Source organism: Novosphingobium sp. AP12 (assembly GCF_000281975.1).
Classification (GTDB): domain Bacteria; phylum Pseudomonadota; class Alphaproteobacteria; order Sphingomonadales; family Sphingomonadaceae; genus Novosphingobium.
In genome coordinates this window covers 30338-51049 of record NZ_AKKE01000156.1, presented here as the reverse complement: position 1 = coordinate 51049, position 20712 = coordinate 30338, and the positions used below count along the sequence as shown (strand labels likewise).

At 67.6% G+C, this 20712-nt stretch carries 20 protein-coding genes; 6 read left to right on the top strand and 14 right to left on the bottom strand.

The window, feature by feature from the left end:
* The first annotated feature begins 92 nt into the window (after positions 1–92).
* From PMI02_RS21920 to ftsH, 3 genes are all read left to right on the top strand, one after another.
* Positions 93–2168 (top strand): hydantoinase/oxoprolinase family protein, encoded by a 2076-nt coding sequence (locus tag PMI02_RS21920; RefSeq protein ID WP_007687087.1) that lies wholly within the window; start codon positions 93–95, stop codon positions 2166–2168.
* A 121-nt stretch (positions 2169–2289) separates the two neighbouring features.
* Positions 2290–3339, top strand: coding sequence for a sensor histidine kinase (locus tag PMI02_RS21915; protein ID WP_007687085.1), 1050 nt, complete (start codon positions 2290–2292; stop codon positions 3337–3339).
* 134 nt (positions 3340–3473) lie between these two features.
* Complete coding sequence (ftsH, locus tag PMI02_RS21910; protein ID WP_007687082.1) at positions 3474–5405, top strand: ATP-dependent zinc metalloprotease FtsH; 1932 nt, start codon at positions 3474–3476, stop codon at positions 5403–5405.
* 89 nt (positions 5406–5494) lie between these two features.
* Here the strand turns inward: ftsH and PMI02_RS21905 are convergent, their stop codons facing one another.
* The 12 genes from PMI02_RS21905 to PMI02_RS21850 all read right to left on the bottom strand — a co-directional run bounded on the left by PMI02_RS21905 (position 5495) and on the right by PMI02_RS21850 (position 17080).
* Positions 5495–6541, bottom strand: a complete 1047-nt coding sequence (locus tag PMI02_RS21905; RefSeq protein ID WP_007687081.1) for a DUF3667 domain-containing protein — start codon at positions 6539–6541, stop codon at positions 5495–5497.
* 62 nt (positions 6542–6603) lie between these two features.
* Complete coding sequence (locus PMI02_RS21900) at positions 6604–7362, bottom strand: ParA family protein (protein ID WP_007687079.1); 759 nt, start codon at positions 7360–7362, stop codon at positions 6604–6606.
* Positions 7363–7496: 134 nt separating this feature from the next.
* Positions 7497–7841 carry a DNA-directed RNA polymerase subunit omega gene (gene rpoZ, locus PMI02_RS21895; protein ID WP_007687077.1) on the bottom strand — a complete coding sequence of 115 codons (345 nt, stop codon included), beginning with the start codon at positions 7839–7841 and terminating at the stop codon, positions 7497–7499.
* Positions 7842–7934: 93 nt separating this feature from the next.
* Positions 7935–9008, bottom strand: coding sequence for a phosphotransferase (locus PMI02_RS21890; RefSeq protein ID WP_007687074.1), 1074 nt, complete (start codon positions 9006–9008; stop codon positions 7935–7937).
* Complete coding sequence (locus PMI02_RS21885; protein ID WP_086000133.1) at positions 9005–10222, bottom strand: acyl-CoA dehydrogenase family protein; 1218 nt, start codon at positions 10220–10222, stop codon at positions 9005–9007. The genes PMI02_RS21890 and PMI02_RS21885 overlap by 4 nt, the downstream gene beginning before the upstream one ends.
* Complete coding sequence (locus PMI02_RS21880; protein WP_007687068.1) at positions 10222–10785, bottom strand: VOC family protein; 564 nt, start codon at positions 10783–10785, stop codon at positions 10222–10224. Before PMI02_RS21880 ends, PMI02_RS21885 begins: the two co-directional genes overlap by 1 nt.
* Before the next feature lie 14 nt (positions 10786–10799).
* Positions 10800–12242, bottom strand: a complete 1443-nt coding sequence (locus PMI02_RS21875) for a 2-oxo acid dehydrogenase subunit E2 (protein ID WP_007687066.1) — start codon at positions 12240–12242, stop codon at positions 10800–10802.
* 13 nt (positions 12243–12255) lie between these two features.
* Positions 12256–13269, bottom strand: coding sequence for an alpha-ketoacid dehydrogenase subunit beta (locus PMI02_RS21870; RefSeq protein ID WP_007687064.1), 1014 nt, complete (start codon positions 13267–13269; stop codon positions 12256–12258).
* Between the two features lie 17 nt (positions 13270–13286).
* Positions 13287–14276: a thiamine pyrophosphate-dependent dehydrogenase E1 component subunit alpha gene (locus PMI02_RS21865; RefSeq protein ID WP_007687061.1), complete on the bottom strand. Its 990-nt coding sequence runs from the start codon at positions 14274–14276 to the stop codon at positions 13287–13289.
* A gap of 34 nt (positions 14277–14310) precedes the next feature.
* Positions 14311–15519 carry an acyl-CoA dehydrogenase family protein gene (locus PMI02_RS21860; protein ID WP_007687055.1) on the bottom strand — a complete coding sequence of 403 codons (1209 nt, stop codon included), beginning with the start codon at positions 15517–15519 and terminating at the stop codon, positions 14311–14313.
* A 5-nt stretch (positions 15520–15524) separates the two neighbouring features.
* On the bottom strand, positions 15525–16688 hold the full coding sequence (locus PMI02_RS21855) for a thiolase family protein (RefSeq protein ID WP_007687054.1): 1164 nt from the start codon (positions 16686–16688) through the stop codon (positions 15525–15527).
* The gene (locus PMI02_RS21850) at positions 16685–17080 is read right to left on the bottom strand and encodes a Zn-ribbon domain-containing OB-fold protein (RefSeq protein WP_007687053.1); all 396 of its coding nucleotides are present in this window, start codon (positions 17078–17080) and stop codon (positions 16685–16687) included. Before PMI02_RS21850 ends, PMI02_RS21855 begins: the two co-directional genes overlap by 4 nt.
* Before the next feature lie 135 nt (positions 17081–17215).
* On the opposite strand from PMI02_RS21850, the gene PMI02_RS21845 reads away from it, so the two are divergent.
* Both PMI02_RS21845 and PMI02_RS21840 read left to right on the top strand, forming a co-directional pair.
* Positions 17216–18847 carry a GMC family oxidoreductase gene (locus PMI02_RS21845; protein ID WP_007687052.1) on the top strand — a complete coding sequence of 544 codons (1632 nt, stop codon included), beginning with the start codon at positions 17216–17218 and terminating at the stop codon, positions 18845–18847.
* A 227-nt stretch (positions 18848–19074) separates the two neighbouring features.
* Positions 19075–19560 carry a hypothetical protein gene (locus PMI02_RS21840; protein WP_007687051.1) on the top strand — a complete coding sequence of 162 codons (486 nt, stop codon included), beginning with the start codon at positions 19075–19077 and terminating at the stop codon, positions 19558–19560.
* Between the two features lie 37 nt (positions 19561–19597).
* On the opposite strand, the gene PMI02_RS21835 is transcribed toward PMI02_RS21840, so the two are convergent.
* On the bottom strand, positions 19598–19936 hold the full coding sequence (locus PMI02_RS21835; protein ID WP_007687050.1) for a hypothetical protein: 339 nt from the start codon (positions 19934–19936) through the stop codon (positions 19598–19600).
* A gap of 17 nt (positions 19937–19953) precedes the next feature.
* Between PMI02_RS21835 and PMI02_RS27420 the strand changes: the two genes are divergently transcribed.
* A complete protein-coding gene (locus tag PMI02_RS27420; RefSeq protein WP_157222646.1) occupies positions 19954–20142 on the top strand; it encodes a hypothetical protein in 189 nt (62 codons plus the stop codon).
* Positions 20143–20173: 31 nt separating this feature from the next.
* On the opposite strand, the gene PMI02_RS21830 is transcribed toward PMI02_RS27420, so the two are convergent.
* On the bottom strand, positions 20174–20626 hold the full coding sequence (locus tag PMI02_RS21830) for a GNAT family N-acetyltransferase (RefSeq protein WP_007687048.1): 453 nt from the start codon (positions 20624–20626) through the stop codon (positions 20174–20176).
* Between the last annotated feature and the right edge of the window lie 86 nt (positions 20627–20712).

Sequence of the window (20712 nt, the reverse complement as noted above, 5' to 3'; positions counted from 1 at the left end):
AGGCGACGTCATTTGTTGAGCTTGGCCCCGGCCTGCGCCGGGGTGACGGGAGGGGAGAGGTGCGCGCAGCCGCACCAGGGGACAAAACGAAAATGACCTATCGCGTTGGCATCGATATCGGCGGCACCTTCACCGATTTCGCCCTCCTGAAGGGCGACGAGGTGATCCTGCACAAGAACCTCTCGACGCCCGAGGACCGCTCGCTCGGCGTGATGGAGGGCCTGGGCAAGCTCGCCGAGAAGGAAGGCCTGCCCCTCGGCCAGTTCCTCAACCGATGCGACGCCATCGTCCACGGCACCACCGTCGCCGACAACACGCTGATCGAGATGAACGGTGCGCTCACCGGCCTCATCACCACCGAGGGATTCCGCGACGAGATCGAGTACCGGCGCGGCTTCAAAGAGGATATCTGGGACGTCCGCCTCGCGCCGCCCCGGCAGATCACCCCGCGCCGCCGTCGGTTGACGGTGCCCGAGCGGGTGCTCCATGACGGCACCGTCCACGTCGAACTCGACGAGGACGCGCTGCGCGAGGCCTGCCGCAAGCTCCGGCTCCAGAACGTCGAGGCGGTGGCGATCAGCTTCCTGTTCTCGTTCGTGAACCCGGAGCACGAGCGCCGCGCCAAGGAGATCGTGCGGCAGGAGATCCAGAACGCCTACGTCTGCGCCAGCCACGAAGTCCTGCCCCGCGCGCCGGAATACGACCGCACCTCCACCACCATCGTCAACGCCTACGTCGGCCCGCGCGTCACCGGGTATCTCGAGAAGCTGGTGCAGCGGCTGGTCGAGGGCGGTTACGCCAACCAGCTCATGGTCATGCAGGCCTCGGGCGGGGTGATGACCAAGGAATACATCGACGGCGCGCCGATCCGCGTGCTCGCCTCTGGCCCGGCGGGCGGGGTGATCGGCTCGGCGCATTGCGGCGCGGCCAAGGGCTGCCCCAACCTGCTCTGCGTCGACATGGGCGGCACCAGCTACGACATGTCGCTGGTGGTGGATGGGCAGGCCCCGGCTGAGGCGGGCTGGAACATGCACCACCGCTACCTCGTCGGCGTGCCGATGGTGAAGGTGGAGACGCTGGGCGCGGGCGGCGGCTCGATCGTCCACGTCAATGCCGGCGCGCTGGAAGTCGGCCCGCGCTCGGCCGGCTCGGAGCCCGGCCCGATCTGCTACGGGCGCGGCGGCAAGGAGCCGACCGTCACCGACGCACTGGTCATGCTGGGCATCCTTTCCACCGACGAGGGCTTCGCGGGCGGCAGCTTCACGCTCTCGCGGCAAGGCGTCGCCGAAGCCTTCCAGCGCCTCGCCGACGAGATGGGCCACGGCGACGCCGAGCAAGCCGCCTTCGACACCTGGCGCGTGGTCAATGCCAACATGAGCCAGGGCGTGCGCCGCACCACCGCGGGCAAGGGCATCGACCCCAAGGACCTCGTCATGCTGGCCTACGGCGGCAACGGCCCCGCCTTCGCCGCGATCCAGGCCGAGGACCTTGGCATCTCCCGCGTGCTGGTGCCCAAGGCCTCGCCGACGTTCTCGGCGCTCGGCACGCTGGTGGCCGACCCGACCATTGACGAGGAACGCTCCTACATCGCCTCCGCCGCCGCGCTCGACGCGGGCCGCATCCGCGAGCTGTGGACCCAGCTTTCCGAGCGCGCCCGGCGCTACTTCACCGACGCCGGGTTCGACGCGCAGGCGATCCGCGTGAACTACCAGCTCAACATGCGCTATCCGGGGCAGAACTTCTCCCTCTCGTTCCCGTTCGAGGCGGGTGTGCCGCTGGGCGACCTGTCGTTCATCGCCGAGGACTTCGGCCCGCGCGCCATCGCCCTGTTCAACGAGCGACACATGGCCGAATACGGCCACATCCGCGAGCACGAGATCCCCGAAATCTCGGGTGTGCGCCTCGTCGCCCATGTCGAGACGCCCGGCCCGCGCGCCGCCGGCGGATTCACGCCCTCGGGTGCCGTGCCGACCGCCGACCGCCACCGCCGCGCCAATCTCGGAGAAGGTTTCGGCGAGGTACCCGTCTACCTCGGCGGCGACCTCACGCCCGGCATGGAAGTGGCCAGCCCCGCGATCATCGAGGAGACCTTCACCACCATCGTCGTCTACCCCCGCTGGAAGGCGCAGGTCGACGACGCGGGGGACTACCAGCTGCTGCGGAGCTAGCCCCCCTATCCCCAACGGGGGAACCCCCGGCCACTTTCGCACGTCTACTCCTTGCAGTACGACGAGGCCGGCTGCGACCCGGGTCCCGGGCCTCGCGCGATTGGGGTCTGATTTGAACACCTTGAGCCGGTTTACCGAACGACTTCCGCTGCTGCCGGGCAAACCGCTGGTGCAATACGGATCGACGGCGGCGCTTTGCCTCTTTGCGCTTTGGCTGCGCTGGGTGCTCGACGGTGCGTTTCCGCCCGGCTATCCGTTCGTCTCGTTCTTTCCCGCCGTCATCCTCACCTCTTTCCTGTTCGGCCCGCGTCCCGGAGTGCTGGCCGCCCTGATCTGCGGCCTGTTCGCGTGGTACGTCTTCATCCCGCCGCGCATGTCCTTCGCGATCGACGGCGGCACGATCACCGCGATGCTGTTCTACACCGGCGTCGTCGCGGTCGACATCTGGCTGGTCCACCTGATGCAGGCCGCCAACCACCGCCTGCGCGCCGCGCGCGAGGAAGTGCGCCTGCTCGCCGAGGAGCGCGGCCAGCTGGTCGAGCGCTCGGAGCTGCTATTCCAGGAGATGCAGCACCGCGTCGGCAACAATCTGCAGATGGTGGGCGCTGTGCTCTCGCTGCAGATGCGGAATCTGACGGAGCCCACCGCCAAGCGCGCCCTTTCCGACGCCGCCGCGCGGCTGCAGGTGATCGGCAACATCCAGCGCCAGCTCTACCGGCAGGACGGGCAACTCGTCCCGCTCGACGGTTTCCTGACCGAAGTGGCCAGCAAGATGATGGCCTCCAGCGCGAAGCCGGGCATCACCTGTTCCGTGGAGGCGGAGGAGAACATCATCCTGCGCCCCGACAGCGCCGTGCCGGTGGCCCTGATCGTCAGCGAGGCGATCGCCAATGCGCTCGAGCATGGATTCGCAGACCGCCCTTCCGGCGCGATCCTGCTGCGCGTGGCCCGCTACGACCACACGATCTCGCTCACCGTCGAGGACGACGGCCGCGGCCTTCCTTCCGGTTTCGACCCCGCCGTCACCGAGTCGATCGGCCTGCGCATCTCCCGCGTGCTCAGCCAGCAGCTCGGTGCGGAAATGGCACTGGAAAACCGCGAATCCGGGGCCTGCATGACGCTCCACCTCCCTCTTTCGAGGCTGGCGGAAATCACTCCCGAAGACGCCTGACCGGCGCTTTTGACAGGGCGTTCCGCCGATCCGGAGCAATCCTGCGTCAAAACGATTGCGCCGGACACGCGACGTAACTTGAGATTCATCGGCAGACGCCTACATTGGCGGTCTGAAAGGACGGTTTCCTCCAAATGAACGACGACCAGCCTAACGGCAATCCCTGGGTCAAGAGCCTGCTCGTGTGGGGCGGCATCTTCCTCGCGCTCCTGATGGTGGTGTCGATGTTCAGCACCCGCGCCACGACAGGCCCTGCGATCCCGTACTCCGAATTCCGCGGCAAGGTGGCCGAAGGCAGCGTGGCATCGGTGGAAATCGCCGAAGACCGCATCGACGGCAAGCTCAAGAACGGCGAGGCCTTCAGCACGGTCCCCGTCCCGAACGACGTTTCGCTGGCGCAGCTGCTCCAGGACAACGACGTCAAGTATTCGGGCAAGGAAGCCGAGCAGGGCAGCCTGCTGTTCTACATCCTCGCGCAGACCCTGCCCTTCCTGCTGATCGTCGGCGTCGCATTCTTCGCGCTGCGCCAGGTCCAGAAGGGCGGCGGCTCGGGCGCGATGGGCTTCGGCAAGTCCAAGGCCAAGCTGCTGACCGAACGCTCGGGCCGCGTCACATTCGACGACGTCGCCGGCATCGACGAAGCGCGCGAGGAACTGGAGGAAATCGTCGAGTTCCTGCGCGATCCCACCCGCTTCTCCAAGCTCGGCGGCCAGATCCCCAAGGGCGCGCTGCTGGTCGGCTCGCCCGGCACCGGCAAGACCCTGCTCGCCCGCGCCATCGCGGGTGAGGCGGGGGTTCCGTTCTTCACCATCTCGGGCTCCGACTTCGTCGAGATGTTCGTGGGCGTCGGCGCCAGCCGCGTGCGCGACATGTTCGAGCAGGCCAAGAAGAACGCGCCATGCATCGTCTTCATCGACGAAATCGACGCCGTGGGCCGTCACCGCGGCCACGGTCTCGGCAACTCGAACGACGAGCGCGAGCAGACGCTGAACCAGCTGCTGGTCGAAATGGACGGTTTCGAGGCCAACGAGGGCATCATCATCATCGCGGCGACCAACCGCCCCGACGTGCTCGACCCAGCGCTACTGCGTCCCGGCCGCTTCGACCGCCAGGTCGTGGTGCCGGTGCCCGACATCGACGGCCGCGAGAAGATCCTCGCCGTCCACATGAAGAAGGTGCCCCTCGCCCCCGACGTGAACCCGCGCGTGATCGCTCGCGGCACTCCGGGCTTCTCGGGCGCGGACCTTGCCAACCTCGTCAATGAGGCGGCCCTGCTCGCGGCGCGCCGCAACAAGCGCCTCGTCGCCATGCAGGAATTCGAGGACGCCAAGGACAAGGTCATGATGGGCGCGGAACGCCGCTCCATGGTCATGACCGAGGACGAGAAGAAGATGACCGCCTATCACGAGGCCGGCCACGCGATCGTCTCGGTGAACGAGGCCGCGTCGGACCCGATCCACAAGGCAACCATCATCCCGCGCGGCCGCGCCCTGGGCATGGTCATGCGCCTGCCCGAGCGTGACAGCTACTCGTACCACCGCGACAAGATGCTCGCAAACCTCTCGGTCGCGATGGGCGGCCGCGTGGCGGAAGAACTGATCTTCGGCCACGACAAGGTCTCGTCGGGTGCCTCCTCGGATATCCAGTACGCGACCAGCCTCGCGCGCTCGATGGTCACCAAGTGGGGCATGTCGGACAAGCTCGGCCCGATCCAGTACGAGGATACGCAGGAAGGCTACCTCGGCATGGGCGGCACCCAGCGCACCATGGCTTCGGCCGACACCAACAAGCTGATCGACAGCGAGATCCGCGCGCTGGTCGACAATGCCCACGCCCGCGCCACGCAGATCCTCAAGGATCAGGCGGACGCGCTGGAAACGCTGGCGCAGGCGATGCTGGAACACGAGACGCTCTCGGGCGAGGACATCAAGGTGCTGCTTGCCGGCGGCACGCTCGACCGTCCCAACACCCCGCGCGGCCCCTCGACCTCGCGCCCGCTGACGGGATCGGCGATCCCCAAGTCGGGCAAACGCTACTCGGGCGGCACGGCGCCGCAGGGCGCCTGACGAAAAACGGTTCTCCCCAGGGAGAGTGCAGGAGGGGCGCCGGGGAAACCTGGCGCCCCTTTTTTCGTGCCTGCCCGTCGGAGCAGGATTCAGAAGCTCGTCTGCGCCATGATCATCAGGAAGAACATGAGCAGCGCGGTGCCGGCGAACAGCAAAAGCAGCGCCGTGCGGACGAGCGCGGACCTCTTGCGCAGTCCGTAGGCCCCGCGCAGTTGCCGGTACATGTGGATCGGCGGTACGAGGAACAGCCATGCCAGCAGTCCGCCCGCACCGAGCGCCCCCCCGATCATCGCCACGATCAGCAGCAGTGTCATGAAGCACAGCGAATACGTCACGAAGACGGTGTGGTCGTAGAGGTGGAAGCGCCGGCTGAATGGAAACAGCAGCCACAGGAACGGCACCGAGATCGGGATCAGCGCCCAGCTGTACTTGTAGGCATAAGTCTGGAGCTTGTAGGTCCCGAGGTCGGGGTTGGCGTTGAACTTGCGCATCGCGTGGTCGATCTGGGGCACGTCGCTGATGACCTGGTCCGCCTTGGTGTGGGCCATGCCGCCGCCCAGCCCGGCCTGGACGTCGCGCAGGGTGTCGAGCGCGTCCTGCCGGTCCTCGATCTGGGCGTCGAACGGCGCGGTGTCCTGGCCCTTGCCGAGCGCCGCCTTGCGCTTGCCCTGGAGCCCGGCGATCTCGCCCTGCAGGCGGGCCTGGTTCTGCTGGAGACCCTGTACGTTCATGGCATGCTCGGCGCCTTCCTTGCCCTCGGTCGCGTGGAACACGGCGAACATCAGGAAGACGCAGAACAGGAACAGCGCGATCGGCGAGACGTAGCTGGCGCGCCGCCCGTCGATGTATTCGCGCGTCAGCCGGCCGGGATGCCAGGCAAGCATCGGCAGCGTGCGCCAGACCTTGCCCTCGAAGTGGAAGACGCCGTGCAGCAGGTCATGGAAGAACGCGCCGAGCGTGCGGTGGACGTGCGCCGCCTGTCCGCAGGCGTGGCAGTGCGATCCGATCAGGGGGGTACGGCAGTTGAGGCAGGCGGTCTCGTGGGTATGGCCTCCGCCCCCGGCGGCAGGCTCCGCCGCCATCGCAGCGGCCGAACCCTGCCCCAGTTCCGCCAGTCCTTCAATGATCCCGCTCATGCTCGCCCCCGTTGCATCGGCGCGGGTTCTAACCTGAGGGACGCGTTCTGGATAGACCGACGTCAACCGCCACGCTGGTCCAACTTCTTCTCGATCGCGGCCCAGAGACGGCCGAAGGCCTGCGCCGCCGGGCTTTGCGGGGCCAGCGCGCCGACGGGCTGGCGGTGGACGGCGCTCTGCTCGACCACGCTGGCGTAGGGGATCGACGGCCAGTTGGGGTTCGCCTCCTGCGCCTGCTTGTGCAGGGCCCGGCGCAGGTCGAGCATCGAGAGCACCGGCAGGATCGGCGGGTGGCGCTTGGTGTTGCCCGATATCTCGCGCACCACGAGGTCGAAGGCGCGGGCCGAGAGCGGCGACGGCGGCAGCGGCACGATCACGAGGTCGGCGGCGCGCACGATCTGGGCGGACAACTCGTTCATCACCGGCGGACAGTCCAGGATGATGCGCGGATAGTCGGCCGAGAGTTCCTCGGTCAGCTTCGCCAGCCGCTTGCGCTTGCCGATCCGCGCCAGCTGCGCGTCGAGCGCGCGGATCGATTCGTCGGCCGGCAGCACGTCGAGCCCAGGATACGCAGTCTTCTGGATCAGCCGCGTGGCGGGCTGTTCGCGGGCGAAGACTTCCTCGGCAAGCTGGGCTTTCTGCGGTTCGAGGCCGTAGAGGAAGGCCGATCCGCCCGCCGCGTCGAGGTCCCACAGCAGGGTTCCGCGCCCGCCCTGCACGGCCGAGCACCACGCGAGATTGGCGGCGAAGGTGGTCTTCCCTACCCCGCCCTTGACGCTGTAGACGGCGATTGTCGCGCCATTGCCGTTACCGGCGGTCACGTCTTTCGCAGACGCGCCAAGGGGACCGGCCCTTTCGGGCGGTCCCCCGGAAAATCCGATAATACGAGGCAATTTAGATTTGGCGGCCACGCCTGATCGTTGACCGCCGCGCGGCGGCAGTCAACGAAAACCCGTCAGCCGTCGTAATCGCCGCCGATCGAGGTGTTGCGGGTCGGGGCCGACGCGGTGATGCGCAGGGCCTCGGCCGACTGGCTGAGCGAGCCGACGTCGTCCATCTCGTCGTCGTCGTCGGGCAGGACGCGCTGCATCGAGGTGATCAGCGTTTCCTTGAGGATCGACGGAGTCACGGTCTGGTCGGCGATCTCGCGCAGGGCGACGACCGGGTTCTTGTCGCGGTCGCGATCGACGGTAAGCTCCGCGCCGCCCGAAATCTCGCGCGCGCGCTGGGCGGCAAGCAGGACGAGGTCGAAGCGGTTGGGGATCTTGTCGACGCAGTCTTCGACAGTTACGCGCGCCATTGGGCACTCCCGGAAAGAATCTGAAGGTTCGGAAAGGCCGGCAGATAGGGCGCAGGCGTGCGGAAGTCAAGGAAATGGGCGGAGGCCCGATCGCTACCCTTTCGCGAAGCCCCAGGCCAGCCGCGCCAGTTCCGGGAACGCCTCCGCCCGCTCTCGCGCCTGGGCGTTGGCGGCGGTGCCGCGGATGACGCGGCCCTTGATGCCGTGGAAGATCGCGGCGAGGCGGAAGAAGTTGAACGCCATATAGTAGCGATAGTCGGGCAGACCCTCGCGTCCCGTGCGGCGGCAGTAGGCGGCGACGTAGTCCGCCTCGGTGGGGATGCCGAGCGCGGCGATGTCAGCCCCGCCCAGCCCGGCCACGATGTGCGGGGGCATGTGGTACATCATCGCGTGGTATGCGAAGTCCGCGAGCGGATGGCCCAGCGTCGAGAGTTCCCAGTCGAGCACCGCCAGCACGCGCGGCTCGGTGGGGTGGAAGATCATGTTGTCGATGCGGAAGTCGCCGTGGATGACGCTGGAGGCGCCGTCGTCCTCCGGCATGTTCGCCTCGAGCCAGGCGATCACGGCGTCCATGTCTTCGTTGCGGCCGGCCGCCTCGTCGTCGAAGTACTGCTTCGACCAGCGGCCGACCTGCCGGGCGAAGTAATTGCCGGGCTTGCCGTAGTCGCCAAGTCCGATCGCCTCGGGGTCGAAGCCGTGAAGCTGCGCGATCGTCGCGTTCATGGCATCGAAGATCGCGGCGCGTTCCTCGTTGGAAACGCCGGGGACGGCGGCGTCCCAGAAGATGCGGCCCTCGACCATCTCCATGACGTAGAACCACGTCCCCAGCACCGCCTCGTCGGTGCACAGGCCATAGACCCGCGCGGCCGGGAAGCCCGCACCGTGGAGCGCGGAAAGCACCTTGGCCTCGCGCTCGACGGCGTGGGCGCCCTTGAGCAGCTGCCCCGGCGGCTTGCGGCGCAGGACGTAGCTGCGCGCGGGCGTCACCAGCTTGTAGGTCGGGTTCGACTGGCCGCCCTTGAACTGCTCGACGCTGAGCGGGCCGGCGAAGTCCTCGACGTTCGCCTCCATCCAGGCGACCAGCGCCGCCTCGTCGAAGGCATAGCCCTCGCGAACGGCGGTGGTGCCGGAGTTGGCGTCTGACAGATCGGGCGCTACGTCCGTCATGCCGGCTCGGCTTCCTTCGCCGCCAGCGCTTCCTGCGCCTTGCGCCAGTCGCGGCGGATCTTCTTGGCGAGGCTCCACTTGTGGACTTCGGTGGGGCCGTCGTAGATGCGGAAGGCGCGGATCTCGCGGAACACCTGCTCGACGATGGTGCGCTCGGTGACACCGATGCCGCCCAGCACCTGCACGCAGTTGTCGGCGATCTTCATCAGCGCTTCCGATACGGAAACCTTCGCCATCGAGCTTTCGACCGTGCCCAGCGAACCCGAATCGAGCACGCCCGCGCACCAGTCGATCATCAGTTCGCACTGCTTGATGAGGATCGCGTTCTCGGCGAGCATGAAGCCCACGCCCTCGTGCTCGATCAGCTGCTTGCCGAAGGCCATGCGGCGGCAGGCGTAGTCGCTGGCGATCTCCTGCGCGCGGATGCAGCATCCCAGCCAGCGCATGCAGTGCGAGAGGCGAGCGGGCGACAGGCGGACCTGCGCATACTTGAACCCCTCGCCCGGGGCGCCGAGCATCTGGTCGGCGGGGACGCGCAGGTTGTCGATCGTCAGCGTGGCGTGGCCGCCGGGCATCGAGGTGTCGATGGTGTTGGGGACCTCGTCGATGCGGATGGCGTCATCCGGCAGGTCGACGAGGAACATGCAGGCGCCGCCCTTGGTGTCCTCCTCTTCGGAGGCCGCCATGACGATGCCGACCATTGCCCCCTGCGCGCCGGTGATGAAGGTCTTGCGGCCGTTGATGACCCACTGGTTGCCGTCCTTGCGGCAAGTGGTCTTCATCATCGATGGGTCGGACCCGGCGCCGCCCCAGTCGGCAGGCTCGGTCATGAAGAAGGCGGAGCGGCCCCTGCCCTCGACCAGGGGTTTCAGGAACCGTTCCTTCAGCTCGGGCGAGCCGACGTGGCCGATGAGGTACATGTTGCCCTCGTCGGGCGCCATGGTGTTGCAGGCCAGCGGGCCGAGCGGCGAGAGGCCCGACTTGATGAGCACGACGGCGGTTTCGCGCTGGGTCAGGTGCGATCCGTCGGGACGGATGTGCGGGGTGAGCACCCCGGCCTCGCGGGCGAGGCTGCGCATTTCCATCACCAGTTCGTCGGTCGGCGCGCCGTGGTGGTCGCGGCGCGGGTCCTTCTCGTAGGGGACGATCGCCTCGCGCACGAAGGCTTCGACCTTATCCGCCATGTCGAGGGCGTATTGGGAAATCTCGGTCATCATTGCAGCACCCGGATCGGATCGGAGCCGTCCCAGTCGCGGGCGGCATCCTTCATCATCTGGAACAGGCCCTCGGTGCCCGACAGCGGCTGGAGGTATTCGATGACGTGGCCCGGGCCCTGGCCGGGATCGACGTAGATCACCTCGCCATCGGCGCCGACCTTGCCCTCGACGATGACTGTCGCGCCCACCGCCGCGCAGGCGGCGCGGGCCTCGGCGATCGATTCGACGAAGACGCAGACGTGGTGCAGCCGGTCGCGCACGGCGTATTCGCCGGAATAGAGCGAAGGCGCGTCACTGTCGGTCTTGATGAGTTCGATCTGAATGTCGCCCCAGTAACCGATCGCCATGGTGAAGGTCGCGTCGGTGGGCTCGCCCTTGTACTTCATGTCGTCGAGCCGCACGTCGTTCAGCACGAAGAACGGGCCGACGCCGACGGTCTCGATCCAGTATTTCATGGTCGCGTCGAAATCGGTCGGGAAATAGGCGAGCTGGATCACGTCGCCGAGCCGCTTGAGCGGGCCGGGCTTGGCGATGGTTGCAGTCGTAGCCTCTCCGGTCATTTTTTAGGTTCCTTTCAGGCGAAGAGGCCCTGCGGCGCCTCGATCAGGGATTTGAGCGTCTGCAGAAACTGCGCGCCCGCCGCCCCGTCGATGGCGCGGTGGTCGACCGACAGGGTGAAGGAAATGCGCGTCTCGAAGGCAATGTCTCCGGCGGCAGTCTCGACCGGCTGGCGCAGCGCGGCCCCCACGGCGAGGATCGCGCCCTGCGGCGGGTTGATGATGGCGTCGAAGTTCTCGATCCCGAACATGCCGAGGTTGGAGACCGAGAAGGTGCCGCCCTCCATGTCCTCCATCGAGAGGCCCTTGCCCTGAACCTTGTCGATCAGGCGGCGGGTTTCGGCCGCGATCTGGTCGATGCGCATGAGATTGGCCTGGCGCACGACCGGGGTGACGAGGCCCTTCGGCCCGGCGACCGCGATCGAGACGTCGGCGTGGGGGAAACGGTGGATCTCTGTCCCATGAACCTGCACGTTGACGTCGGGATGACGGACCAGCGCCATCGCGCTCGCCTTGACGATCCAGTCGTTGACCGAGGCTTTGGCACCCAGCACTACGTTGGCGGTCTTGCGCATCTCCAGCAGCGCATCGGCGCTGGCCGACATGCGCAGGTAGAAGTGCGGAAGCTCCTGTTTGGCCTGGGTCAGCCGCTGGGCGACGACCTTGCGGATGCGGTCGAAGGGCACGACCTCGGCGCGGTTTTCGCCGGCGACGAATTCGGGCGTGCCGATCGCTCCCGCCGCGGCCTTCGGTGCGGGCACAAGGGCCAGCACGTCGGCCTTGGAAATGCGGCCGCGCGGCCCCGTCCCGGTGAGGCCCGAGAGCGAGAGCCCGTGCAGCGCGGCGATCCGGCGCGCGAGCGGCGAGGCGAGGACGGTCATGTCGTCCTCAGGTACGGTCAATGTACCCTTAGGTGCCGTCTGGGAAGGCCCGCGCAGGGCCTTGACGACGTCCTGATGGGTGATGCGCCCGCCCCGGCCCGATCCCTCGATACCCGCGATATCGACGCCTTCCTCCTCCGCGAGGCGCAAGGCCTCGGGGCTGATCGGGCGGTTGGTGTCGATCTTGACGCGGGGCTTGTCCGGCGCGGCAACGGGCGCGCTTTCGGCGTCGGCCTGAGCAGCTACCTTGGCCTTTTCCGCGCCTTTGGCGATGCCGCCCTCGGCCGGCTTGAAGCTGGCGACGAAAGCCTCGATCTCCTGGTCGGAGTGCGAGCCTTCGTCGAACACGGCCAGCAGCGCGCCGACAGGCTCGGACTCGCTGCCGCCGCCGACCAGAATGCGGCGCACGGTGGCGTCGTATTCGGCCTCGACCTCGTTGGTGATCTTGGCGGTTTCGATCAGGCACAACGTCTGGCCGCGCTTGAAGGTGTCACCCTCCTTCACCGTCCAGTCGGCGACCGTGCCCTCGGTCATTTCGATGCCCCACTTGGGCATCGTGAATGCGCGGATGCGGCTCATGTCAGCAGCCCCTTCAACGGTATTCGAGCGTCTTGCGCACGGCGGCCGCGATCTTCGCGGGGCCCGGCAGGTAGGCGCTCTCGAGTTCGCGGGCGAACGGCACCGGCGTGTGAGGCGGCGTCACCATCTCGATCGGCGCCTTCAGGCTGGCAAAGGCCTTCTGCGCGATCAGCGAGGAGATGTCCGTCGCCAGCGAGCAGCGCGGCGGCGCCTCGTCGACGATCACGGCGCGGCCCGTCACTTCGACCGAGTCGAGGATCGCTTCCTCGTCGAGCGGCGAGGTGGTGCGAAGGTCGATGACGTCGCAGCCGATGCCGTCCTGCGCGAGGTCGTCGGCGGCGGTCTCGGCATAGCTGACCATCATGCCGCTGGCGATGATGGTGGCATCCTGCCCGGCGCGGGCAAGGCGGGCGTGGCCGAAGGGGATGCAGAAGTCCGGATCGTCGTTCACCTCGCCGCTCATCGCGTAGAGGAACTTGTGTTCGAGGAAGACCACCGGATCGTCGTCGCGGATCGCCTGGCGCAGGAGGCCGCAGGCGTCCTCCGGCGTGGCGGGCATGACCACCTTGAGGCCAGGCATGCCCGTGACGAACTGGGAGATCATCTGGCTGTGCTGCGCGGCGGCGTTGTAGCCCGCGCCGCAGGGCATGCGGATCACCGCCGGGCAGACCGACTTGCCGCCGAACATGTAGCGGAACTTGGCGATCTGGTTCCACAGCTGGTCCATGCAGACGCCGATGAAGTCCGCGAACATGATCTCCGCCACCGGCCGCTTGCCGGCCAGCGCAAGGCCGCCCGCCGCGCCCATGATGGCGCTTTCGCTGATCGGGGTGTCGATCACGCGGTCGGGCCCGAAGGCGTCGTAGAGGCCGGTCGATGTCGACCAGATGCCGCCGATGGCCTCAGGCCCGCCGGCAGTGCCCATGCCGCCCACCACGTCCTCGCCCAGGACGACGACGCGGCTGTCGCGCTGCATCTCCTGGAAGATCGTGTTGCGGATGGCGTCGCGATACATCATTTTTGCCATGGTTCTCGCTCCTGCCGTCAGTAGCTGATGTAGACGTTGTCGAGGACGTTCTCGGGGCTTGGACGAGCCGCAGCGCGCGATGCCTTGACCGCGTTCTCGATCGCCTGGAGCGCGTCGGTGTCGACCTTGTCGAGGTCGGCATGGTCGAGCAGCGCGGCGCCCGTCACGCTCTTGCGGAAGATCTTGAGGCAGTCCCGCTCGGCGCGCAGGCGATCCAGTTCGCCGTCGCCGCGGTAGCGCTGGGGGTCGCCCTCGAAGTGGCCGAAGAAGCGCTCGGTATCGAATTCCACCGCCGCCGGGCCGTTGCCGGGGACGCGCACGTATTCGAGCACTTCGCGGAAGGTGTCGTAGACCGAGAAGAAGTCCGTCCCATCGCCGCGCCACACCTTCATGCCGAACGCCTCGGCGCGGCTGGCGATGTCCCTTACCGTGCCGACCGCATAGTCGACGCCGGTGTGCTCGGAATAGTGGTTGTTCTCGAAGACGAAGATGCACGGCGCCTTGGTGACCACCGCGAGGTTCATCGCCTCGAACGTGGTGCCCTGGTTGCAGGCGCCGTCGCCCGAGAAGGCGATCGCGACGGCGAGGTCGCCGTTCTCGTCCGGACCGTCGATCTTGTTGGAGATGGCCGCTCCCACCGCGATCGGGGCGCCCGCGCCGACGATGCCGTTGGCGCCGAGCATGCCCTTGTCGATGTCGGCGATGTGCATCGAGCCGCCCTTGCCGTTGCAAAGGCCCTCCTGGCTGCCCCAGATCTCCTTCATCATCCCGTCCACGTCGCAGCCCTTGGCGAGACAGTGGCCATGGCCGCGGTGGGTGGAGACGATCTTGTCGCGCTCAGTCAGGTGCTCGCACACGCCGACGGCGACGGCTTCCTGACCGCAGTAGAGGTGGGTGAAGCCCGCGATCTCGCCGGTCTGGATCTCCTCATGGAGCCGTTCCTCGAATTCGCGGATCAGCTTCATCTGCCGGTAGGCACGGGTCAGCGCCTCGCGGTTCAGCTGCATGCAGGATTCCTCTCGTTTTTCAGGCGCCGGGCCATCACAGGCCCAGCACGGATTTGGCGATGATCGTGCTCTGGACTTCGTTGGTGCCCCCGAAGATCGTCCAGGCGCGGCTGTTGAGATAGCGCGCCGAGGCGACCTGCGCTCCCTTGGAATGGAGCCCTTCCGGAGCATTGTCACCGTAAAGCGGTCGCGCGGTCTCCAGCTGCAATCCGGCGGGCCCGTAGAGGTCCACCGCAAGCAAGTCGATCTCCTGCCGCAGGTTGGAGGCGAGCAGCTTGGTCAGCGAAGTCTGAGGGCCGGGCTTGCGGCCCTTGGCGATCTCGGAAATGATCCTGAGCTCGATCATCTCGAGCGCGTTGACCGAGAGCCGGGCCCTGGCAACGCGGCGGCGCCAGTCCACCTGGTCGGACAGCTGCCCGCCCTTCCCGTCGCTCTGGTCCCTGGCGGCGGCCTCCACCTGGTCGAGATCGTAGGCGAGCTTGGGTGCGTGGCACGATCCGCCGCGCTCGTTCTCGAGCAGGAACTTGGCGATCGTCCAGCCCTCGCCCTCGCCGCCGACGAGGTTTTCGGCAGGCACGATCACGTTGTCGAGGAACACCTGGTTGACCTCGTGGTCGCCCGCATTGGTCAGGATCGGGCGCACCGAGACGCCGGGGGTGTTCAGGTCGATCAGCAGGAACGAGATGCCCGCCTGCTTCTTCACCTCGGTGTTGGTGCGCACCAGCGTGAACATGCGGTTGGCGTGGTGCGCGTGGGTGGTCCAGATCTTGGTGCCGGTGACGACGTAATGGTCGCCCTGAAGCACCGCCCGCGTCTTGAGGCTTGCAAGGTCGGACCCGGCGCCCGGCTCGGAAAAGCCCTGGCACCAGTAGTCCTCGCCGGTCAGGATGCGCGGCAGGACCTCAGCCTTCTGCGCCTCGGTCCCGAAGGTCCAGATCACGGGCGCGAGCAGCTTGAGGCCGAGAACCGTGAGATTGGGCGCTCCGGCGGCGGCGCATTCCTTCTCGAACAGGTAGCGCTGGAGCGGAGTCCAGCCGGTGCCGCCATGCTCGGCGGGCCACTGGTAGCCCAGCCAGCCCTTGTCGTTGAGCACGGCGTTCCAGACCTGCCCGATCTCGGGCTCGACGAAGACCGACGGCGTCGCCGCCGCCCCCGCCTTCACGTCGGCGGGCAGGTGCTCGCGCAGGAAGGTGCGGACCTCTTCGCGGAATGCAGCGTCGTGGGGGGAAAGTTCGATGTCCATTCGCTTCAGCGTTCCAGAATGGTGACGGCGGAGACGCCCGGGGCGCCGTAGACGTGGCTGTAGGCGGTCTTGGGATCGCCCGGGACCTGACGGCCACCGCCGTCTCCGCGCAGTTGCACGACGTTTTCGTAGACCTGGCGCAGGCCCGATGCGCCGATCGGCTCGCCGCAGGCAAGACAGCCGCCGTCGGTGTTGACGGGCAGCGCGCCATTGATCTCGGTATGCCCCTCGGCGAGCCATTTCTCCTGCTCGCCGTCCGCGCAGAAGCCGTTCTCGGCCATGTGCATGATCTCGGCGCCGGCCTCGGTGTCCTGGAGCTGGGCGAGGTCGATATCGCCCGGCCCGATGCCGGAGAGGCGGAAGGCGTCGGCGGAGGCGATGCGCGAAGCGGTGCCGCGAGGTTTGGTGTCGTCCTCCACCACGTCGACCGACGGCGCGAAGACCTCGAAGCTGTGCGGCGGACGGGTGCGCATGGTCGCGGCCTTGAGCCGGATCAGGGGCTTGCCCAGCTCGCGCGCCTTCTTCTCGCTGGCGAGGACGAGCGCGACGCCGCCCTCGGCGGGCGAGCAGAACATGTACTTTGTATAGGGATCGCTCACCAAGGGCGCGGCGAGGATGTCCTCGAGCGCGACCGGCTCGCGGCGCCAGGCATGGGGGGCGTGGACGGCGTTGCGGAAGGCCTTCTCCGCCACCCGGCCCAGCGTCTCCTGCGAGATGCCGAACATCTGCATGTAGCGCATGATCTTGGCCGCGAAGAACTGCGTGGTGACCATCTGGCCCACCTCGCCGTACCAGTCGGGCAGGTTGTATTCGGCCGGCAGCGCATTGAAGGCGCCGCGCGGGTGCTTGTCGAAGCCGACAGCGATGCCGAGCTCGAACTCGCCCGACTTGATCGCCATCTGGCCCGAGAACAGCGCCGAGCCGCCCGCCGCGCAGCCGTTGCGCACGTTGATGAACTGGACGCCGGTGAGGCCGAGCCGGTCGACCATGGTGTCCGGGTTCCCCGCCGCGTCCGAGGCGCCGTAGGCGAACTGGACCTGCGGCCACTCCACACCCGCGTCCGCGAGCGCCTGGCGCACCGCGAAGACGCCCTGGTCGAGGCCGGAGAGGCCGTCGGTGCGCCCGAACGGGTGGATGCCGATGCCGACGATGCAGACGTCACCGCTCATTCGGTATCTCCCATGGCGACGAAGGCGGGAATGAAGACGCCATCCGCGTCCTGCGGGTTGAGCGGCGCGGGCGAAAAGCGCACCGGCATGCCGATCGTCACCTTCTCGAAGGCGACGCCGTATAGCGGCGCCTCGACGATGACCTGGCCCGGCAGCTCGACATAAGCGACGACCCAGGGCGAGAACGCATCCGGCCCGGCGTAGGGCGGCGTCTTGGGGCGGTATCGCTGCACGGTGTAGGACCACAAGGTCCCCTCGCTCGCCAGCGGCACGGGCTCGTGTGTCTTCGCGGACGGGCACGGGAATACGATCCGGCCGGTTTCCCGGTCCTTGCCGCCGATCAGACGCGGGGGCGTCTCGTCGGTGAACAGGCCTTCTGCGATCGCTCTCATCTCTCTCCGATCCCGGTATTGGAGTCCGGTCATGAAGAGGGTTTAGGCCCGCCTGCCCCCGCATTGTGACTCATCAAAACGCTAGGGTAGTCATTGCGCTAGTTCGTGCGACCTCTCGGGAGGGAGAGACGAACAATGTCGAAACAGTGGGACTACATCATCGTCGGCGCCGGCTCGGCCGGCTGCGTCATGGCCGAGCGGCTGAGCGCGGACGGTCGGTCTCAGGTGCTGGTGCTCGAAGCCGGCGGCGAGAACGACAGCTTCTGGGTCACGCTCCCCAAGGGCGTCGCAAAGCTCGTCAAGAAGCCCGAGCACATGTGGGCCTACCACGTCGCCCAGCCGCGCGATCCCGGCGCGAACGAGCCGGGCGACGGCGAAGTCTGGATCCGCGGCAAGGGCCTTGGCGGTTCGTCCTCGATCAACGGCATGATCTGGAGCCGGGGCGAGCCCGCCGACTACGACGCCTGGGAGCGCGAGGCCTGCGCCACCGGCTGGAACGGCGCGAGCATGACCGCCGCCTTCCTTGAACTGGAGGACCACAAGGCCGGCCCCTCGCCCATGCGCGGCGGCGGCGGGCTCGTGCGCGTCGACCCCGCCTGCTTCAAGTACCCGCTCGCCGAACGCATGATCGAGGCCGGGGAGGCGCAGGGCCTTCGCCGCGTCGACGACCTCAACGCCACCGCAGGCCCGCGCGTGGGTTATTACAGCCACAACATCCGCAAGGGTAAGCGCGATTCGTCCGCCCGCACCTACCTCGCCGCCGCGAGGAAGCGGCCCAACGTCACGGTGATGACCGGTGTTATGGCGGAGCGCATCGTCTTCGACGGGACGCGCGCGGTCGGCATCGACGTGACCGTGGATGGCCGCCCGCAGAGACTCGACTGCGCCGGAGAAATCGTCGTCAGCGCGGGCGCGATGGAGAGCCCGCTGCTGCTCCACCGCTCCGGCATCGGCGACCGCGAACGGCTGGAGGCGGCGGGCATCCCGCTCGTCGCGCATTCCCCCGACGTGGGCGAGCGGATGATCGAGCACCTCTCGCTGTCGATCCCGTTCCGGCTCGACCGGGGCAAGGGGACCAACAGGAGCTTCTTCGGCATCGGCGCCGCCTTCGCCATGCTGCGCTACCTCCTGCGCGGCGACGGCGTGCTGGCGACCGGGCCGTTCGAGGTCGGCGCCTTTAGCAACGTCGCCCACCCGGACGGACGCACCGACGCGCAGTTCTACCTCGGCGGCTACACCTTCAAGGTGGGCGACGACAAGGACCCGGTCCCGCTCGACAAGATCGATCCGCTGCCCGGCGTCACCATCTACGGCCAGCTCCTGCGCCTCACCAGCGAGAGCAGCGTGCGCGCGACCGGGCCATCGGCAAGGTACGCGCCCGAGATCCTGCACAACTTCCTCTCGACCGAGCACGACAGGCGCTCGGCCATCGCCCTCGTGCGCTCGATGCGCGCCTACGTGCGCGCGGGCCCGCTCCGCACCATGGTCGGCGAGGAACTGGTGCCGGGCGCCGAGGTGGAAAGTGACGAGGACGTGCTTGCCATGTTCCGCCGCCTGTCGAGCTGCGGCCTCCACGCCATCCGCTCGTGCCGCATGGGCGGCGACGCGGAGGCAGTGGTCGACCCGCGCCTCAGGGTGAACGGCGTGCAAGGGGTGCGCGTGGCGGACTGCTCGGTCATGCCCTGGCACGTCACCGGCAACACCAATGCGCCCGCGATGGCAGTGGGCCTCCGCGGCGCGCAGCTGATGCTGGAGGATCGGGGATGAAAAGACCGCGAACCCCGGTTCTGCCCGCTTCGCCAAGGTCGCACCGCGCCGGCTCCTGACGCAAGCCACCTGGCTCGATCGGACGGACCGGGCGGACGCGCGCGTTGCGTTCGACAAGTCGACATCTCTTGACTAGGCAATCCTCGTTCGCCTTCCCCGGATGGGGGCAAACAGCCGGCCTTCCTGTCGTTGCAATCGCGAAGGCCGGCACACGAGGAGAAACTGGGTTGGCTCGAGGTATCGGCAAGGCACGCATCGCGGCGATATTGGCACTCGCCGGAGGGACGCTCGCTTCCCTGCCGTCGCACGCCCAGCTGGGTCAGGCCCTGGGGCCGACGACGGGCAGCTATTGCAAGTTCAAGAAGAAGAACCGGATCGAGGTCGATACCTGGCTGCCCCTCAGCTACAGCCCGGAGTTCGCCCGGCAGATGACGTTGCGGCGACTGTCTGAAATGACCCGCAGCAAGGGGTTGCCGAGTTTCGTCAAGGAAGAAGGCAATTGCGGCGTCATGATGGTCAATCAGAACCCGACGACGCGCCGCTGCAAGCTCACCGCTCGGATGGAAGATACGGCCGAAGCTGGAAATGCGCTGGCGGCCGAAGAAGAGCGCTTCCACGTGGACGAAGTCATCGCCCTCACCCAAAGCGATGCGCCTAGCTACCCGCTTCGCACCGGGATACTCAATTACAAGAACCAGTGCGTGATCCAGTAGGCCGGGCGATACCGCCGCGCACGCGGGACGAGGGGCCTCAGCGCTTCTTCTTGGCCGTCGTCGCGGTGAAGTCGGGGTCCTTGTTGGCCACCCAGTCGACGAACTTGCGCACGGTGGGGTTGGCGAGCAAGCCTTCCACGTCCGTGCCGTGGCGCTGAAGTTCGGAATTGGTGAAGTTGGCGATCAGCGTCTGCTGGCAGATCGGGTGCATCGGCACCACGTCGCGCCCGCCCCGGCTCTTCGGGACGGGATGGTGCAGGACGACGTTCTTGCCGGTCGGCCGGCCGCAGAGCCAGCAGGGGACGACCGGCGGCGGGGCCTCGTCGTCGTCATGCAGGTCCTCGTAGGGACCATGCTTGGAATGCTTGCGGGCCATGCGTCTGCCTGATTTGCGTGAGCTTGCGTCGCCCCGCCTATAGCGGGTGCGGCGGGCAATACCACACCGGCTTCCCGGAACCTCGAACCGCGATGCTCGTTTCCATCCGACACAAAGGAGAAATGATCATGGGTAAGGGTATTCTACTATGGCTGATCGGCGTTCCGATCCCGGTCATCCTGATCCTGTGGTTCATTTTCCGCTGACCCCGCGGGGCCTGCCCCCCCGTCACCCAACTCAGAGCGCCAGCATCATGAACTGGTTGTGCGGGCTCGGCTCGTAGCCCGCGAAGGGCCCGCACGAGACGAACCCCGCACTATGGTAGAGCGCGATGGCGGGCCCATGCAGGTCCGCCGTCCCTGTCTCCAGATAAAGAGCGCCGTAGCCGCGCGCCCGGGCCTCGGCGACGATGTGGTCCAGCAGGGCGCGTCCCGCGCCCGTCCGCCGCGCGGAGGGAGCGGCGCGCATCGACTTCACTTCCCCGTCGTTGGCGCCCAGCGCCTTGAGCGCTGCGAACCCGGCAAGGACCTCGCCACGCCAGGCGGTCCAGAACGTCACCTCGGGCGAAGACAGGCCGCCGGCATCGAGCGCGAAGGCGTGTTCGCCCATGACGCTGGCCAGTTCCTCGAGATGGTGGGCCAACAGCGCCGCCACATGAGGCGCGGCCGGATCGTCGGTTCTGATCTGCATGGCCCGCCCTTGAGCGGCGAACGGCCAGAGCGCAAGACGCGGCGGAAAGCATTTTCCTACAGGCGCCGCGCGGCGGTATTCTCGCG

Excerpts from the sequence above, each read along its gene's own strand:
- ftsH (WP_007687082.1), top strand. The coding sequence starts at position 3,474 with ATGAACGACGACCAGCCTAACGGCAATCCCTGGGTCAAGAGCCTGCTC.
- PMI02_RS21845 (WP_007687052.1), top strand. The coding sequence starts at position 17,216 with ATGTCGAAACAGTGGGACTACATCATCGTCGGCGCCGGCTCGGCCGGC.
- PMI02_RS21860 (WP_007687055.1), bottom strand. The coding sequence starts at position 15,519 with ATGGACATCGAACTTTCCCCCCACGACGCTGCATTCCGCGAAGAGGTC.
- PMI02_RS21865 (WP_007687061.1), bottom strand. The coding sequence starts at position 14,276 with ATGCAGCTGAACCGCGAGGCGCTGACCCGTGCCTACCGGCAGATGAAG.
- PMI02_RS21890 (WP_007687074.1), bottom strand. The coding sequence starts at position 9,008 with ATGACGGACGTAGCGCCCGATCTGTCAGACGCCAACTCCGGCACCACC.
- PMI02_RS21905 (WP_007687081.1), bottom strand. The coding sequence starts at position 6,541 with ATGAGCGGGATCATTGAAGGACTGGCGGAACTGGGGCAGGGTTCGGCC.
- PMI02_RS21870 (WP_007687064.1), bottom strand. The coding sequence starts at position 13,269 with ATGGCAAAAATGATGTATCGCGACGCCATCCGCAACACGATCTTCCAG.
- PMI02_RS21885 (WP_086000133.1), bottom strand. The coding sequence starts at position 10,222 with ATGACCGAGATTTCCCAATACGCCCTCGACATGGCGGATAAGGTCGAA.
- PMI02_RS21880 (WP_007687068.1), bottom strand. The coding sequence starts at position 10,785 with ATGACCGGAGAGGCTACGACTGCAACCATCGCCAAGCCCGGCCCGCTC.
- PMI02_RS21835 (WP_007687050.1), bottom strand. The coding sequence starts at position 19,936 with ATGGCCCGCAAGCATTCCAAGCATGGTCCCTACGAGGACCTGCATGAC.
- rpoZ (WP_007687077.1), bottom strand. The coding sequence starts at position 7,841 with ATGGCGCGCGTAACTGTCGAAGACTGCGTCGACAAGATCCCCAACCGC.
- PMI02_RS21830 (WP_007687048.1), bottom strand. The coding sequence starts at position 20,626 with ATGCAGATCAGAACCGACGATCCGGCCGCGCCTCATGTGGCGGCGCTG.
- PMI02_RS21875 (WP_007687066.1), bottom strand. The coding sequence starts at position 12,242 with ATGAGCCGCATCCGCGCATTCACGATGCCCAAGTGGGGCATCGAAATG.
- PMI02_RS21855 (WP_007687054.1), bottom strand. The coding sequence starts at position 16,688 with ATGAGCGGTGACGTCTGCATCGTCGGCATCGGCATCCACCCGTTCGGG.
- PMI02_RS21850 (WP_007687053.1), bottom strand. The coding sequence starts at position 17,080 with ATGAGAGCGATCGCAGAAGGCCTGTTCACCGACGAGACGCCCCCGCGT.
- PMI02_RS21920 (WP_007687087.1), top strand. The coding sequence starts at position 93 with ATGACCTATCGCGTTGGCATCGATATCGGCGGCACCTTCACCGATTTC.